The 15,151-nt window shown below is 61.3% G+C and carries 9 protein-coding genes; all 9 read left to right on the forward strand.

The window, feature by feature from the left end:
- Window positions 1-130 precede the first annotated feature (130 nt).
- The 9 genes from EP7_RS21240 (at window position 131) to EP7_RS21280 (ending at window position 15,096) form a co-directional block, all read left to right on the forward strand.
- Window positions 131-1,846, forward strand: a complete 1,716-nt coding sequence (locus EP7_RS21240) for a GspE/PulE family protein (protein WP_463524146.1) — start codon at window positions 131-133, stop codon at window positions 1,844-1,846.
- 366 nt (window positions 1,847-2,212) lie between these two features.
- Entirely contained in the window at window positions 2,213-3,340 is a 1,128-nt protein-coding gene (locus EP7_RS21245; RefSeq protein ID WP_463524147.1) for a type IV pilus twitching motility protein PilT, read from the forward strand.
- Between the two features lie 163 nt (window positions 3,341-3,503).
- Entirely contained in the window at window positions 3,504-5,219 is a 1,716-nt protein-coding gene (locus EP7_RS21250; RefSeq protein ID WP_463524148.1) for a GspE/PulE family protein, read from the forward strand.
- Between the two features lie 106 nt (window positions 5,220-5,325).
- Window positions 5,326-6,573 carry a type II secretion system F family protein gene (locus tag EP7_RS21255; RefSeq protein WP_463524149.1) on the forward strand — a complete coding sequence of 416 codons (1,248 nt, stop codon included), beginning with the start codon at window positions 5,326-5,328 and terminating at the stop codon, window positions 6,571-6,573.
- A 259-nt stretch (window positions 6,574-6,832) separates the two neighbouring features.
- A complete protein-coding gene (locus tag EP7_RS21260; protein WP_463524150.1) occupies window positions 6,833-7,951 on the forward strand; it encodes a type II secretion system protein in 1,119 nt (372 codons plus the stop codon).
- Between the two features lie 94 nt (window positions 7,952-8,045).
- Window positions 8,046-9,626 carry a prepilin-type N-terminal cleavage/methylation domain-containing protein gene (locus EP7_RS21265; RefSeq protein ID WP_463524151.1) on the forward strand — a complete coding sequence of 527 codons (1,581 nt, stop codon included), beginning with the start codon at window positions 8,046-8,048 and terminating at the stop codon, window positions 9,624-9,626.
- Entirely contained in the window at window positions 9,623-11,440 is a 1,818-nt protein-coding gene (locus EP7_RS21270) for a prepilin-type N-terminal cleavage/methylation domain-containing protein (protein WP_463524152.1), read from the forward strand. Before EP7_RS21265 ends, EP7_RS21270 begins: the two co-directional genes overlap by 4 nt.
- The gene (locus EP7_RS21275) at window positions 11,437-12,864 is read left to right on the forward strand and encodes a prepilin-type N-terminal cleavage/methylation domain-containing protein (protein ID WP_463524153.1); all 1,428 of its coding nucleotides are present in this window, start codon (window positions 11,437-11,439) and stop codon (window positions 12,862-12,864) included. The genes EP7_RS21270 and EP7_RS21275 overlap by 4 nt, the downstream gene beginning before the upstream one ends.
- Before the next feature lie 87 nt (window positions 12,865-12,951).
- Complete coding sequence (locus tag EP7_RS21280; RefSeq protein WP_463524154.1) at window positions 12,952-15,096, forward strand: prepilin-type N-terminal cleavage/methylation domain-containing protein; 2,145 nt, start codon at window positions 12,952-12,954, stop codon at window positions 15,094-15,096.
- The last annotated feature ends 55 nt before the right edge of the window (window positions 15,097-15,151 follow it).

Below are 15,151 nucleotides of genomic sequence, written 5' to 3' on the forward strand. Positions count from 1 at the left end.
CCCGCAGACGCCCTCCTTCCTCGCAGATCCAGGTCCAAGTCCGGGGGAGTGCCCGCGACGGGGTTTTCCCGCCGCTCGGGTCTTCTCCGCCCGCAATCGCGGGGTCCCCCCGTTATGGAGTCAGGTCCCCATGGCTAAGCAGAGCCGCGACTGGAGCGACATCCTGATGAGGCGCGGGGCCGTCGGCCCCGACCAGATCAAGGAAGCCCAGCGGATGAGCACCGTCCCCATGGAGGACGCCCTCGTCAAGCTCGGGTACGTCGAGTGGGACGACATCATGAAGGCCAAGGCCGAGCACTCCGGCTACCCCTTCGTGGACCTCCACGAGATCGAGATCCCCGCCTCCATCGTCGAACGAGTCCCCGAGTCGATCGCTCGCGAAAATTCCGTCATGCCCCTCTCCGAGGAGAATGGCACGATCCGGGTCATCATGCACGACCCGATGGACTTCGAGACCGTCGACAAGCTCAGGTTCGTCCTGAACCGAGAGATCGAGGTCGCCCTCGCCTCCAAGGAAGCGATCGTTGAGGCGATCAACCGTTATTACGGCAAGACTTCCTCGGAGACCGAGTCGGTCGACTCCATGCTCCAGGAGTTCACCGACACGGCGATCGACTACGACGACTCCGACGCCGGGGCGACCAAGAGTTCAGCCAACCGGCTCGAGGCCAATGACGCCCCGGTCATCAAGCTCGTGCACCTGATCATTCAGGAAGCGATCGTGAGCCGGGCCTCCGATATTCACATCGAGCCGTTCTCCGACCGCGTCCGGATCCGCTACCGCATCGACGGGGTGCTGACCGAACGTGAGTCGGCCCCCCGTCGGCTCCTGTCGTCGATGATCAGTCGCCTCAAGATCATGGGGTCGATCGACATCGCCGAACGTCGTCGACCGCAGGACGGGCGAATCAAGATCTTCGCCGGCGGCAAGGATGTCGACCTGCGTGTGAGCATCCTCCCAACCAACCACGGCCAGTCAGTGGTCATGCGCATCCTCGACCGCGACAACATCAAGGTCGGCCTGAGAGATCTCGGGTTCGGCGAAGAGGACTGGAAGCGCTTCAGCCAGCTCATCAAGCGCCCCAACGGCATCTTGCTCGTCACCGGCCCCACCGGGTCGGGAAAGACGACGACGCTCTACGCAGCCTTGAACGAGTTGAATCGCCCCGACGTCAAGATCATCACCGCCGAAGACCCGATCGAGTATTACCTCCCTGGCGTAAACCAGTGCGAGGTGAAAGCCAAGATCGGGATGACCTTCGCCCGGATCATCCGGGCCATGCTCCGGCAAAATCCGAACATCCTGCTCGTCGGAGAAATTCGCGATGAAGAGACCGCAAACACGGCAATTCAGGCCTCACTGACAGGACACTTGGTTTTCAGTACGCTGCACACGAACGATGCCCCGAGCGCTGTTACGAGACTGGTCGATATTGGTGTTCAACCGTTCTTGGTCGCGAGTTCGGTGATGGCGATCATGGCCCAGCGCCTCGTTCGCAAAATCTGCCCCAAATGCAAGCAGCGTTACGAGCCTTCCGCGTCGCTTCTAGAGTCGATCGGCCTCAAGCCGGAGATCGCCAAGAAGGCGAACTTCATGAAGGGCAAGGGTTGCAGCAACTGCAACAAGAGCGGGTATCGGGGCCGCATGGGTATCTACGAATTGATGGTGATGAGCAGCCAGATTCGCGAGCTAACCTTCAAGGGAGAGTCCACCCAGGCCCTGCGTAAGGTCGCACGGAAACAGGGGATGCGCTCCCTCTTCGAGGATGGGATGGTTAAGGCCATCAAGGGTCAAACCACGATCGAAGAGATCCTGCGCATCACTCACAAAGAGAAGGTCGAATAAGGCCTTCAATCGCAGGCCGGGCGAGTCTTCTCTCCAGGGAGAGACGTTCGCCCGGTGGTGCGGCACCGTTCTCGACCGGACGCCCTTGAATGCCGATCTTCTCGATTCCCGGCCCAGGCAAATGCATGCTCGGAACGTGTCCAAACCCGTTCTGAGTCTGTTTTTTGCTTGATTCGACATGCTGTCGATCGAATAAATAGGTTGAACCCACCCCGCAATCGGTCGACGCAACTCTCAACTGAGAATGATGGAAGTTGCGGACACCTGGTTTGCGGGACTGAGTCAACCCTTCCCCACCCCTACACAAACCAGCCTGCTCGCTTCGGGCGTTCGCCGCCGGAGGCTGGACGGGAGGACTGACTCGACATGGGTACGCTGCTCATCGACAAGCTGCTGCAGACCGTCTGCACCCAGAAGGCGAGTGACCTTCACCTGACCGTCGGCAGCCAACCTATGCTCAGGCTCCACGGCCACATGAGGCCGCTGGCGACGAAGGTGCTCGAGGCGGCCGATACCGTCGCCCTGATGAAGAGCATCACGCCCGAGCGGTGCCAGCAGGAATTGCAGGAAGTGGGGGGGACCGACTTCGGCTTCGCCTTCGGCGAGATGGCCAGGTTCCGCGTCGCCGTCTACAAGCAACGCGGCAACATCGGCCTGGTGTTGCGGCGGGTCCCGAACGAGTTCCTCACCTTCGAGCAGCTCGGCCTGCCGACGGTGATGGAGCAGCTGATCCAGCGTCCTCGCGGGCTCATCCTCGTCACCGGGCCGACCGGCTCGGGCAAGACGACGAGCCTGGCGAGCATGATCAACTGGATCAACAACAACATGGACCGCCACATCATCACGATCGAAGACCCGATCGAATACTTCCACAAGCACAACAAGTCGCTGGTCAATCAGCGCGAGATCGGCATCGACGTCCCCGACTTCCCCGAGGCCATCCGCCGGGCCCTGCGTATGGACCCCGACATCATCCTCGTCGGCGAAATGCGCGACCTGGCGACGATCCAGGCGGCCATCACCGCGGCCGAGACCGGCCACATCGTCTTCGGCACCCTGCACACCAACTCCGCCGAAGGCACCGTCAACCGGATCATCGACGTCTTCCCGCAGGAGCAGCAGGACCAGATCCGCACCCAGCTGTCGGTGGCCATCCTCGGCATCCTCGCCCAGGCCCTCCTGCCGCGCAAGCCCAAGGGCCTGGTCGCCGCCTACGAGATGCTCGTCATCACCCCGGCCATCTCGAACCTCATCCGCGAGAACAAGACCTACCGCATCGACAGCTCGATCCAGACCGGCAAGAAGCACGGGATGATCCTGCTGGACGACAGCCTCTTCAACCTCTGGAAGCAGGGGCTCGTCGAGGAGGAGGAAGTCCTCTACAAATCCCGCAAGGTCAACGAGCTCCGCGAGCGGATCGAGCTGGCCAAGAAGGGGATCTTCGAGGACGAGCCCGACGAGGACGAGGAAGAAGCCCCGCAGAAGAAGAAGTGATTTCATGATCCTGCGTCACGCACGCCATCTGGCGGCGTAACATTCGGCGGACGCCGCGCGGCGACGACCCGATCGGGTCCCCGGCGGCGACGCCCACCTTTCGCCCGTCTTTCCCTTCGTCCACCACCGTCTCGCGACCTGCCCCCGGAAGGATTGTGCTCCCATGGCACGTCTCGGCATGATCCTGGTCGACCTCGGCTACCTCGACGAGGAAGCCATCTTCAAGGTCAAGGATGAGCAGGATAAGAGCCCTGCGCAAGAGCTGTTCGGCAAGGTCGCCATCCGCATGGGCCTGGTCACCGAAGAGCAGGTCCTCAAGGCGCTGGCCGAGCAGTTCGGGATGAAGATCGTCCGGCTGGCCGACATGACCATCCCGAGCGACCTCGTCGACGTGGTCAACGAGACCATGGCGACCTCATTCAAGGTCGTGCCGATCTCGCAGAACAAGAAGGACAAGTCGATCACGGTGGCGACGGCCGACCCCCAGAATCAGGCCATCGACAGCATGGGCCCGTTCCTGGGCGTGCCCGTCAAGGGGGTCCTGACCACCGAGTCGGAGATCGCCGCGGCGACGACCAGGCTCTACGCCGGCAAGCAGGAGTCGATCCAGGACGTCGTCCGCCAGATCGAGATGGACAAGGGGCTCTCCCAGTTCGCATCTCGTAATGAGAATACGATCGACCTGGAGGCCATCGAGGAGATGGCCGACGCGGCACCGGTGCGCAAGCTGCTGAACATGGTCCTGCTGATGGCCATCCGCGACAAGGCGTCGGACATTCACTTCGAGCCATTCGAAGATGAATACAAGATGCGTTATCGCGTGGACGGCATCCTCTACGAGCTGGTGCCGCCGCCCCGCCACCTCGCGCCCGCCATCTCCAGCCGCATCAAGGTCATGTCGAACCTGGACATCGCCGAGCGTCGGCTCCCCCAGGACGGCCGGATCGAGCTGGCCATCGGCGGCAACTCGGTCGACATCCGCGTGAGCACGCTGCCGACGATGTTCGGCGAGAGCGTCGTGCTGCGGATCCTCGACCGGACCGTGGTCAACCTCGACCTGGCCAAGATCGGAATGGCCGATGACCTGCTCGCCAGGTGGCGTGAGGTGATCCACAAGCCCAACGGCATCATCCTCGTCACCGGCCCCACCTCCTCGGGCAAGACGACCACGCTGTACGCCACGCTCAATGAGCTGAACAGCGTCAAGGAGAAGATCATCACCACCGAGGAGCCCGTCGAATACGACATCGACGGCCTCGTCCAGGTGCCGATCAACCCCGAGATCGGCGTCACCTTCGGCGCCTGCCTGCGGGCCATCCTGCGGCAGGACCCCGACAAGATCCTCGTCGGCGAGACCCGCGACCTGGAGACCGCCGAGATCTCCATCCAGGCGTCGCTGACCGGCCACATCGTCTTCACCACCCTGCACACCAACGACGCCCCGTCGGCCATCACGCGGCTCCGCGACATGGGCGTGGCCACGTTCCTCATCACCGCCACCATCGAGGCCGTGCTCGCCCAGCGGCTCGTCCGCAAGATCTGCAGCAACTGCAAGACCGAGTTCAGCCCCAGCCAGGAGGTGACCATGGAGCTGGGGATGGACGCCGAGGAGGCCGCCACCAAGAAGTTCTTCTACGGCCGCGGCTGCGAGAAGTGCAACAACACCGGCTACAAGGGCCGCATGGGCCTGTATGAGCTGCTCGTCATGAACGAGGAGCTGCGGGAGATGATCGTCCGCGAGACCTCGCTCGACGAGTTCCGCGAGTCGTGCCGCAAGTTCGGCATGCGGACCCTCCGCGAGTCGGGCCTGATCGCCATCCACGCGGGCCAGACTTCCATCGAGGAAGTCATCCGCGAGACCATGCTCGACGACATCTGATCGCCGGCCATCGACACCCAAGGGCTGACCGGGTCGCGCACCGCCGCGGGCCCACGCCAGGACACGCTCGGGACACACATCGGACGCGACACGGGAGGCCCCGCAGATGCCGACATTCCAGTATGAAGCGATGGACCGGACGGGCCGCGAGGTCAAGGACTCGATCGACGCGTCGACGCAGGAAGAGGCCCAGCAGCTCATCCGCCAGAAGGGCTTCTTCGTCACCAAGATCAGCGAGCGGGCCAAGGGTGCCAAGGCCGCCAAGAAGCCGGTGAAGAAGGGGGGCCGCAAGAAGAAGCGGTCCTTCACCATCGGCCGGATCTCGACGAAGCAGCTCTGCACATTCACACGCCAGCTCTCCACCCTCCAAGACGCCGGCCTGCCGATCTTGCGCAGTCTGAAGATCCTCGAGGGGCAGTGCAAGCCGGGCGTGCTGAAGAACGCGCTGGGCGAGGTGGTCGAGGATATCGAGAGCGGCCAGACGCTGTCGGAAGCCTTCGCCAAGCACCCCAAGGCGTTCGACAAGCTCTACTGCAACATGATCAAGGCCGGCGAGGCGGGCGGTGCCCTGGAGGCGATCCTCCAACGCCTGGCCGACTTCAAGGAGAAGTCGCAGACGTTGAAGCGACGCATCAAGGCGGCGATGGTCTACCCCGTCGTCGTGATCACCGTCGCCTGCGTCATCGTCGGCTTCATCCTCTACTTCATCATCCCCAAGTTCGAGTCCATCTTCAAAGACTTCGGCGTGTCGCTGCCCAAGATGACCATCTTCCTCATCTCGGCCAGCCACATCATCATCGACAAATTCTACCTCGTGATGCTCACGCCGTTCTTCATCGTGGTGGTCATCAAGCTCATCTATCGAATGCAAACCGGGGCCTATGTGCTGGACTGGATCCTGCTGAGGATCCCCGTCATGGGCTCAATCGCCGAGAAGGCCACCGTCGCACGCACGATGCGCACCCTGGGGACCCTGGTCCAGTCGGGCGTGCCGATCCTCGAGTCGCTGAACATCGTCCGAGACACCGCCGGCAATGCGGTCTTCGAACGGGCGTTCACCCGGATCTACGACTCGATCCGCGAGGGCGAGACGATCGCCCAGCCGCTCCGCGAGTCACGGATCGTCGATGACATCGTCGTGAATATGATCGACGTCGGCGAGGAGACCGGTGACCTCGACTCGATGCTCAACAAGATCGCCGACAACTACGATGAAGAGGTCGAGACGGCCGTCGAGAGCCTCGTCAGCCTGCTCGAGCCGATCATGATCGTCGTCCTCGGCGGCATCATCGGCTTCATCGTCATCGCCCTCTTCCTCCCCTTGATCTCGCTCATCGAGAAGCTCTCCGGCTGATCGAAGCCGCAGATCGGGGCACAGCCCGAGCCGTCAATCGTGTCCGTCTCAGCCCGGCTTGGCCGGGCTCGATGGGCCAGCCGGGGAAGCTGCCGACCCGGCCTGCCTTGCCAGCTCAGTTCCGTTCCGCTCACGTCGTTGCGACACACCGACCGAAGCCCCAAGACGAAGTGGACGAAACGTCCCGCCCGGCTCTCGCGGCGAGGATGCCCACGAGGACTCGACCATGATCGCCTCATCGCCCATGGAGACCCGACCGATGCGCGTCTCTGACCCCCGCCGGCGTGCCGGCTTCACGCTCATCGAGCTCATGGTCGTCATCCTCATCCTGGGCGTCCTGATCGCCCTGCTCCTGCCGGCGATCAACGGCGCGGTGAAGACCGCCCGCGACGCCACGGTGACCGCCGAGATCAACCAGATCGCCACCGCCCTGGCCGACTTCAAGAGCAAGTACAACAAGTATCCCCCCAGCCGCCTCATCCTCCGCGAGGACGGCATCTACGATACGTCGGTCAACACCGCCCTCTCGTCCGTGCCGGCAACAGCCTGGGTCGGGGGGGCGGAGACCTTCCCCGCGGTGGTCGGCGACCTGACCTATGGTGAGCTCGCCACGCGATCGCTCAAGTTCCTCAAATCCAACTGGCCTCGCGCGTTTTTCGTCGAGGGAACACCCTCCGCCACCGCCGCCCAGCAGCACGACTTCAACGGCAATGGCACGTATGAGCAGGGTTCGATCTACCTGGAAGGGCACGAGTGCCTGGTCTTCTTCCTGGGCGGGATCCCCATCGCCCAGACGCTCGGCGGCCCCGGGGTCTCGGGATTCGCCAATAGCCCGACCAAGCCGTTTGTCAACTCGAGCCTCGCGACGAATCGCACCGCGCCGATGATGGAGTTCCGCGTCTCCCGCCTGGTCGATAATGAAGGCGACGGCATGTATGGCTATGTCGATCCCCTGGGGACGTCGCCGGACGTCCGCTATTACGCCTACTTCTCGGGGACCGGCGGCGGATACGACCCCAATGACGTCAACTTCGTCGTGACGACCGGGGCGAACGGGATGAATGAGCTCGATGCGCTGGATACGTACGAGTCCGGCGCCAGGACCTACAAGGTCGGCTTCCGCACCGCGCTGATCTCTTCCACCGCCCCCAATCCCTACACGACGAGCCTGCCGACGGCCACGCCGACGACCAACTACGTGAATCCGGATAGCTATCAGCTGATCTCCGCAGGCCGCGACGGGCTCTACGGGCTCGGCGGTCAGTACAGCCCCAACGAGCCCTCGACCAAGCTGCCGGGCGATGTCAACGTCAACGCCGGCCAACGCCAGGGCGAGTCCGACAACCTGACGAACTTCGCCAACGGCCACCTCGACTGATCGAACGCCCAGGGGGCGGGGGTGCTTTGATCCCTTCGCCCGAGATCGGCTGTCGGCATCCACGGGCCTTTATCTGACGACGGGAGAGTGAGTCGTGCGACGCGTCCCTCGTAACCATACCGCCGGCTTCACACTCATCGAGTTGATGGTTGTTGTCGTGATCATGGGCATCATCATCGCCTTCATCACAACCGCGGCCATGGACGGCGTCCGTCGCGCCGAGGAGCGTGCGACTCAGGCCCTGATCACCAAGCTCGAGTCGGGCGTTAGCGATCGCCTGGAAGCCCTGATCGGCAACCGCCCGCCTATCAACGACGCACATCGGGCCCTGGCCAGCATCTATCCCACGGATCCCGCGGGCCGACTGATCGTCATTCCCGGCGAACAGCGTGCTGCCGCCATCGCCCTGGCCGACTATCTGAAGTCCGAGATGCCGGATGTTTTCTTCATCCAAAGCAATACAGACTTTCCCTTGAACTTCGCGGGAACTCCATATCCCAACCCGTTCGCGACAGGGGCTCCAATAGCTGAATATCTCCTGCCAATGGGACATTCGCTCCCGAAATTCGTCGGTACACCTGCGAGACCAATCCCCCTGGGGGATTGGCAGCAGGACACGAATGCCGCCAATTTTGATCCGTCTGAAGGTGACCCTGTCCCTGGGGGTCTTCGTGCGGGCAGCACGGGCATCTTCGGCGCAAGCTATGCCGCGCAAGCAGGAATCAAAAAAAATCTGGGATTTACGGCCGCCGGCTACGATGGGACCGACAACGATGGAGATAAATTAGTCGATGAGTGGGATGAAGGCGTAAACACCGCTGATGCAGCTCAAGTCAAGATAATCACGGACAGAATGAGGTTGCACACACATAAGACGGCCCGGTCGGAGATGCTGTACGCGCTGCTCGTCGAGGGCATCGGTCCGATGGGGAGCCTGTTCACCGCCGACGAGTTTCGCGACACCGAGGTGAAGGACACTGACGGCGATGGGTTGCCCGAATTCGTCGACGCGTGGGGCGAGCCGCTGCAATTCTTCCGCTGGCCCGTGATGTACTTCTCGCCGTCTTCGAGTGAGGTTCAGAAGGGTTATAACCCCTACACCCAGACCGAGACCCGCCAGCAGAACCCCCTGGACCCGAACCAGAACCTGGTGGCGCCCGCCTGGTGGGATTCCAATTACAACGCGAACGATCCGACTGTCTTCGCTCAGATGGCCCCGGCAAACACGAATTGGAATATGAGTCGGATGGCGGCCACCTTCCAGGCCAGTTTCTACAGTCTGATGGACCCGCGCGGCGACCTCTATCCGACGAATGTGCCGCGCGCTTTAGGGTGGGCCTGGGACCGCAACGCCAGCTCGGGACGACGGGCTTTCTACAGCAAGTTCCTCATCCTATCGGCCGGACCTGACCGCGTCCCTGGGGTCTTTCTCTACGATGAGTCGACCTTTCCGCCCAATCCGAAAATTGCGACGGCCTTGACGATCCTGGAGAACCAGGCCTCACCTTACATCCCTGCCGATCGTGGGCCCGAGGCTTACGTTCCTAACAATCCAAACCTCGCGTCATTCTACCCCGTGATCAAGTCCATCACGGCGAGCGCAAACGTCATCGCCGGGATGGATGACGATCTCACCAACCACAACATTTCGTCCGCCGGGACGGGGGTGCGATGATGGACCGATCTCGACAAATCCCCCGGGGGTTCACGCTCATCGAGCTGCTGGTGGTCATCGCGATCATCGGCCTGGTCAGCATCGCCACCCTCCCGGTGATCCTCCCGGCCTATCAGCATCGTCAGATCAGCGAGAGCGCCCGGGTGCTCCAGGCTGCCCTCGCCGGGGCCCGCGACGCGGCCCTCCGCGCCGAGTCCTCCCGCGGCATTCGCCTCCTCGCCGATCCCGTGTATCCCGGCCCCACCCCCGGCAATCCCGACGCGCCCCTGGCCTTCAACCGCTGGGTGCCGATCGAGCCGGCCAATGACCACACCGAGGGGTACATCTCCCTGGGAACTCCGTTCAATAACGATCTCAACTTTATGAGCGGTGTGAACTATTTGGGAAATGCAGTTGAAGCTGGGTTTAACATCCCGACCGTGTCCGCGACTAATTTCTATGGCCTGCTGGATTCTGCCCAACTCGGGAAGCTCGTTTATAATTCAACCTCAGGACTGACCTACCCGAATAACTACGCCGGACATGACCCATTCCCGTTCGGTCGGATCGGCGTTCAGGAAACGAAGTTCTACGCAGTGCCAGTGCCTGGGAGTGTCCCGCCAACTGTGAACTGGCTTCCCAACCCTCCCACTTCCTGGTTTTGGAACATCCGCCAGGGCGACAAGATTCGATTCGATGATTCGGGGCGGTATTACACAATCGCCGGGCCAATGCTCCAGGGAATCTCCAATGGGGCCGGGGTGGCCGTTAATCCAGAGCGGTACATCAATTACGGCATGCCCGGTTCGACAAACACTTATCGTGAGTTTCTCTTCCTCGTCAATGGCTTAGACGATGACGGCGATGGCTGGGTTGATGAAGGCTTCGATGGCGTTGACAACGACAACGACGGAATCACGGATCCGGGCTTCAACGGCATTGATGATGACGGAGTAAATGGTGTTGATGATCCCGCAGAACTCTTTATCAACAACGGGGGCGAGTACGAGCCTGAGCAATTCGTCGGTAGTCAATTCGCTCCACACAGGGATAACGTCGACAATGCGGCTGATTTCGACCCCCTGATGGTTGATCAGATCGGCGGCCCTCCAGGGAATGGGCTCATCGATGAGGTCCAAGAATGGTTCTTCAACAAGAAGTACACGATCATTCGAAGGCCTGTGGTCACCGCCGGAGCCCGCGAGACCATGCTGCCGTCGGGCGTCGTCATCGATGCGACGACCTGGAATTCGGGGACGATTAGGCAAACGCTAGGAAACCCGGTCGGGAGTCCAGGAGTAGCCGTGAGCCCTCCACCGCTGCCCGAGCGTTCTCGGCTGCCGATCGACCCATATACACAGACCGCGGACATCATGGTCGCTCCCAATGGGCAGATCACCCCCGGTGGCGCCGGGACTGGAAGTGTGCTGCAGAACCCAACGGCTGCGGCGGTCAATGTGCCATTCTATCACTTCTGGTTGGCCGAACGAGAGGACGTCTATTCGACCATTGGCGCCCAGTTCGTTCGGCGATCCGCAAACGGGCCTGCGGTGGCGCAACTCAGGGCTAATCCTCGTTATAACCCCGGGGGGCTTGCTGCCGACTTGGCCGCGAATCGCCCCTATCTATTGCCCATGCCCGAGGGAACGGTCGGCTACGAAGACGCGACCCCGCTCTTGTTCCCAACGAACACGTTCCTGAAGGGTCAGCGCCGCCTGGTGACGCTTTTCACCAAAACGGGCCAGACGCTGACGACCGACGACGTCCAGTTCATGGGCAACGACACGAACTACCCCTATTACGCCGCCCAGGCCGGGGCGAGGGAAGCACGATGACGCACATGACGCATCACCCCCGCATGGGCCGACGCGGGATCACCCTCATCGAGATCTTAATCTCGATCCTCATCATGGGCGTGGGCCTGGTCTCCCTGGCGACGCTCTTCCCGCTCGGCCTCCTGCGGCTGCGCGACGCCGCCCGCAACTCGCGCTCGGGCCTGCTCGCCGAGAGTGCAACCGCCGACATCAAGGGCCGGAACCTGCTCAACAAGCAGAGCTTCCTCGATGCCAGCACTTGCCCCTGGTATTACGGCTCCGCCAACACTCTCTATAATCCCGCGATTCCCATCGCTCCGTATGACCCCTGGCTGGAAGATGGTCCTGCTCCCCCCGTCGGGAACGGCATCAACCTGAGGAGCGGCGGAAACTATGGGCCCGGGTTGCCGGTCTGTTACGACCCCTTCTGGCTCGCCATCACCGGATATTACGGATCGGCCAATCCCAATAACAAACCGGCTAGGTTCGCCCAGGGAACTGATCTCCAAAGCCAGCCCGATTCAATCGGTGGAAGGACTGCCAGCGCCCACGGCCTACAACGCATCACCAACTTCTCAGTTGATTTCCCGACCGTCGCAGCCCTTGGGACGGGTGTCGCGTCCTGGCAAACACTCCAGAATATCTTCGTTTCGCCAGACGACATCGTTTTCAACAGCCTCGAAGACGCCAACAAGCCAGGTGGGGCAAGCTCAACTCTGCCTGACCTCACTCCGACCACGCCCGGCGGCCCGTTGGAGATGAAGCTCGACTATGCTTATAGTTGGTTCTTCACCGGGCATCAGTCGGACATCACCAACGATAGCTGCTTCGTCGGTGACTTAGTCGTCTGCAACAATCGCCCATTCGGCGTCGAGACCATCGGCGGGTTCGACACGGCCACGGGCGAGACGGTTGTCGAGGGTATCTTTGGCTATTCGACGCCCGTCATCGACTCTCGACATGCGGCAGCCGGAGTTTCATTCGGGTATGCCCCACGTTCCTCCCGGACCGTCCTGCTCCGCTGGCCGGCCGGCATGCCCGATCCCGAAGTTCGAGTCGGAGGCTGGATCGCGGACGTGACCTATGAGCGTTTAGCGAACAATGAGGCGGTTAAGCTCAGCGAGGCCCTCAGGATGGTTACCGCCGATATTGCCTATAACGCAGGTCTCACATTCCCCCGAAACCCGATAGCCTTGACTCCGCTCTATGGGATGCAGCGATGCCACTGGTACCGGATCGTCCGCAAGAGCGTCGTTGAGGACGAGATCCCGAACACGACTAGGCCGCCGGCCGTCGCGGGCTACCGCCGGATGACGGTGGTCGTCGGCTCTGAGCTCCAGTCCCTGACGATCATGGACGCCGCCGGCAACCCCGCCCACGTCAACGCCGCCCTGGTGATGCCGAGCGTGGTAAACGTCTTCCCGCGTTCGTTCAACACCCATTAATCAACTCATTGCTCGTTCGCAATTCTTCATTCGTTTGTTCGTTCTCTCCCCCGGGCGGTGCCCGCGGCTCTAATCGAGGTCAACACGATGCGTTCCCCGCTCAGTCACCTTCGATGTGGCCGACCCCGACGAGGCATGACGCTCGTCGAGATGATGGTGGTCGTCGCGCTCGTCGTGCTGATGATGTCGATCCTCGTGTCGATCTTCTCCTCGGCCACGGGCGCCATCTCGTCTTCGAGGGTCTTCGTCGAGCTCGACTCGGGCCTCCGCGGCCTAGACGCCACCATCCGCCGAGACCTCGCCGGCGTGACCGCCCGGATGACCCCGCCGCTCGACCCCAGTAAGAATCTTGGCTACTTCGAATACGCCGAGAACAGCTTCTCCGACGCCCAGGGGGAGGATGGCGACGACACACTTTCCTTCACCACCAAGGCCCCAGAAGGCCAGAAATTTACTGGTCGGTTTTACGTCAAGTACCTCATCAAACCAGGACTCATCTCGCCCACTGATGCGGGCGTTCTCTCGATCGCGACGACACAGCCGACGTTGATTAGTAGTGACTTCGCCGAAATTATCTATTTCCTCCGAAATGGCAATCTCTATCGCCGAGTTTTACTCATTGTGCCCGAGAAACAAGGTGCGGGGCTCGAGCCACCACTCGGAAGCGTATTCAATCAATTCACGTCAGGTCAGTTCAATCTCCCCAATGGTTCGAGCTGGCAAGGCTTGAATGATGTCTCGGCACGCCCTTCGATGGTTGATGGCAGTCCAGCACCCATCCTGAATACGCTCGGAGATCTCACGAACCGCCAGAATCGATATGCCAGACCGAGATTTAGCAATGATTATGCGACATCTTTCGCAACGGCTCGTTCCATCCCGGATGGCCTTCCAGATGATGGTAATGCCGACGGCTTGCCCGACTATTATCCGACAATGTATGCCAAAATGATGGAATCAAATCTTGCAGGCCTCCTAAATTGGACACCGCCTTCTGCCCCACAACTTTTTAACTTCAGCGCAACCCCGAATTATGAATCGATCTTCGCATTTCCCTACATCTATCCCGCCTCATACTCCAAGCCGGATCCAACGCGAGGGTCTAACGGCACGACATCCGATGTCATGGGTTGGATTCGCAGCGCGATCGTTGCCAACACGATCAATCAGTGCCCGCTTGAGATCGGCGACAATCTCATCACGGTCGCGACGACACCCGCGATTGACAATCAGAGCTGGTGGGGATATCCGACCTGGCGTGAGACGATGAGCCCGAAATGGGGCGATCCCGTCTACAGGCTCAATTCATCATCGACCAATGGAATTCAGGCTTCGGGTATTCAGCCGCAGCCGCAAATTGGTTCGACACTCTTCACGTCGGCCACGGCAAATTGGGTGGTGAACAATATGTTGCCCCCGGTCAATCCGTTGATCGACACCACCACGGTGACAAATACCAATACCGGACAAGGGGCAGGATTCGCGATTTGGGCGAACAATCTCCTCCCGACTTCGGCGGGTCCCCCCCCTGGGTTTACCGACAATGCGGGCTTCAGCGGCTCGGGTACACTGACCCCATTCCGGCCCACGGGTTCACCCAGTAGCGGCTACAACCCTAACATGGTCTGGGAAGACGACCTGATCCTAACCGGGGTCCGCAGCTTTGACGTAAAAGCTTATGACGATGCTTATGGCGGCTATCAGGACTTAGGTTGGGGAAATAAGTCGATTTTGCCGGCGGATGACTTCTCCTACAACCCGTCCGTCCTACCGAACCTCGCGGCTCCAAGCACCGCAATTCCCCTTAATTATTTCCTCGACCGCACCCCATTCCGCATGAGTTGGAACAACCGGCTCTGGAAAACGCTGGACCACACATTCGCACACGAAGGTCGCATCCCGCCACTTGTGGAGGATGGCCGATACGACGCTCAATCCTTGGTCCACCCATTGGGTGACAATACCCCCGGGGTGATCCGTATGAGGCGCGTCTGGGATAGCTGGTCGACGGATTACACCAGGGCTCCTGCCACGAATATCCTCGGCCAGGGCTGGAACCCCCCTCTCACGAATGGCCTGCCGCTAGCGATGAGCAGGCCCGCTTATCCTTCGTTCCCGCCGCCTTACCCAATGCCGCTACGTGGCATCCAAATCAACGTCCGCCTGGTCGACCCGCGGAACGAGAAGGTCCGGTCTCTGACTATCACTCAAGACTTCTCCGACAAGCTTTGATCCCTCGAAGAGGCGGCCCGCGACCGGGGGAAGAACCCCCGAACGGACGCCTGAT

Source organism: Isosphaeraceae bacterium EP7, from assembly GCA_038400315.1.
GTDB lineage: Bacteria > Planctomycetota > Planctomycetia > Isosphaerales > Isosphaeraceae > EP7.

Bases quoted from the DNA above. Each gene is read 5' to 3' on its own strand.
- EP7_RS21240 (WP_463524146.1), top strand. From the start codon at position 131: ATGGCTAAGCAGAGCCGCGACTGGAGCGACATCCTGATGAGGCGCGGG.
- EP7_RS21245 (WP_463524147.1), top strand. From the start codon at position 2,213: ATGGGTACGCTGCTCATCGACAAGCTGCTGCAGACCGTCTGCACCCAG.
- EP7_RS21250 (WP_463524148.1), top strand. From the start codon at position 3,504: ATGGCACGTCTCGGCATGATCCTGGTCGACCTCGGCTACCTCGACGAG.
- EP7_RS21255 (WP_463524149.1), top strand. From the start codon at position 5,326: ATGCCGACATTCCAGTATGAAGCGATGGACCGGACGGGCCGCGAGGTC.
- EP7_RS21260 (WP_463524150.1), top strand. From the start codon at position 6,833: ATGCGCGTCTCTGACCCCCGCCGGCGTGCCGGCTTCACGCTCATCGAG.
- EP7_RS21270 (WP_463524152.1), top strand. From the start codon at position 9,623: ATGATGGACCGATCTCGACAAATCCCCCGGGGGTTCACGCTCATCGAG.
- EP7_RS21275 (WP_463524153.1), top strand. From the start codon at position 11,437: ATGACGCACATGACGCATCACCCCCGCATGGGCCGACGCGGGATCACC.
- EP7_RS21280 (WP_463524154.1), top strand. From the start codon at position 12,952: ATGCGTTCCCCGCTCAGTCACCTTCGATGTGGCCGACCCCGACGAGGC.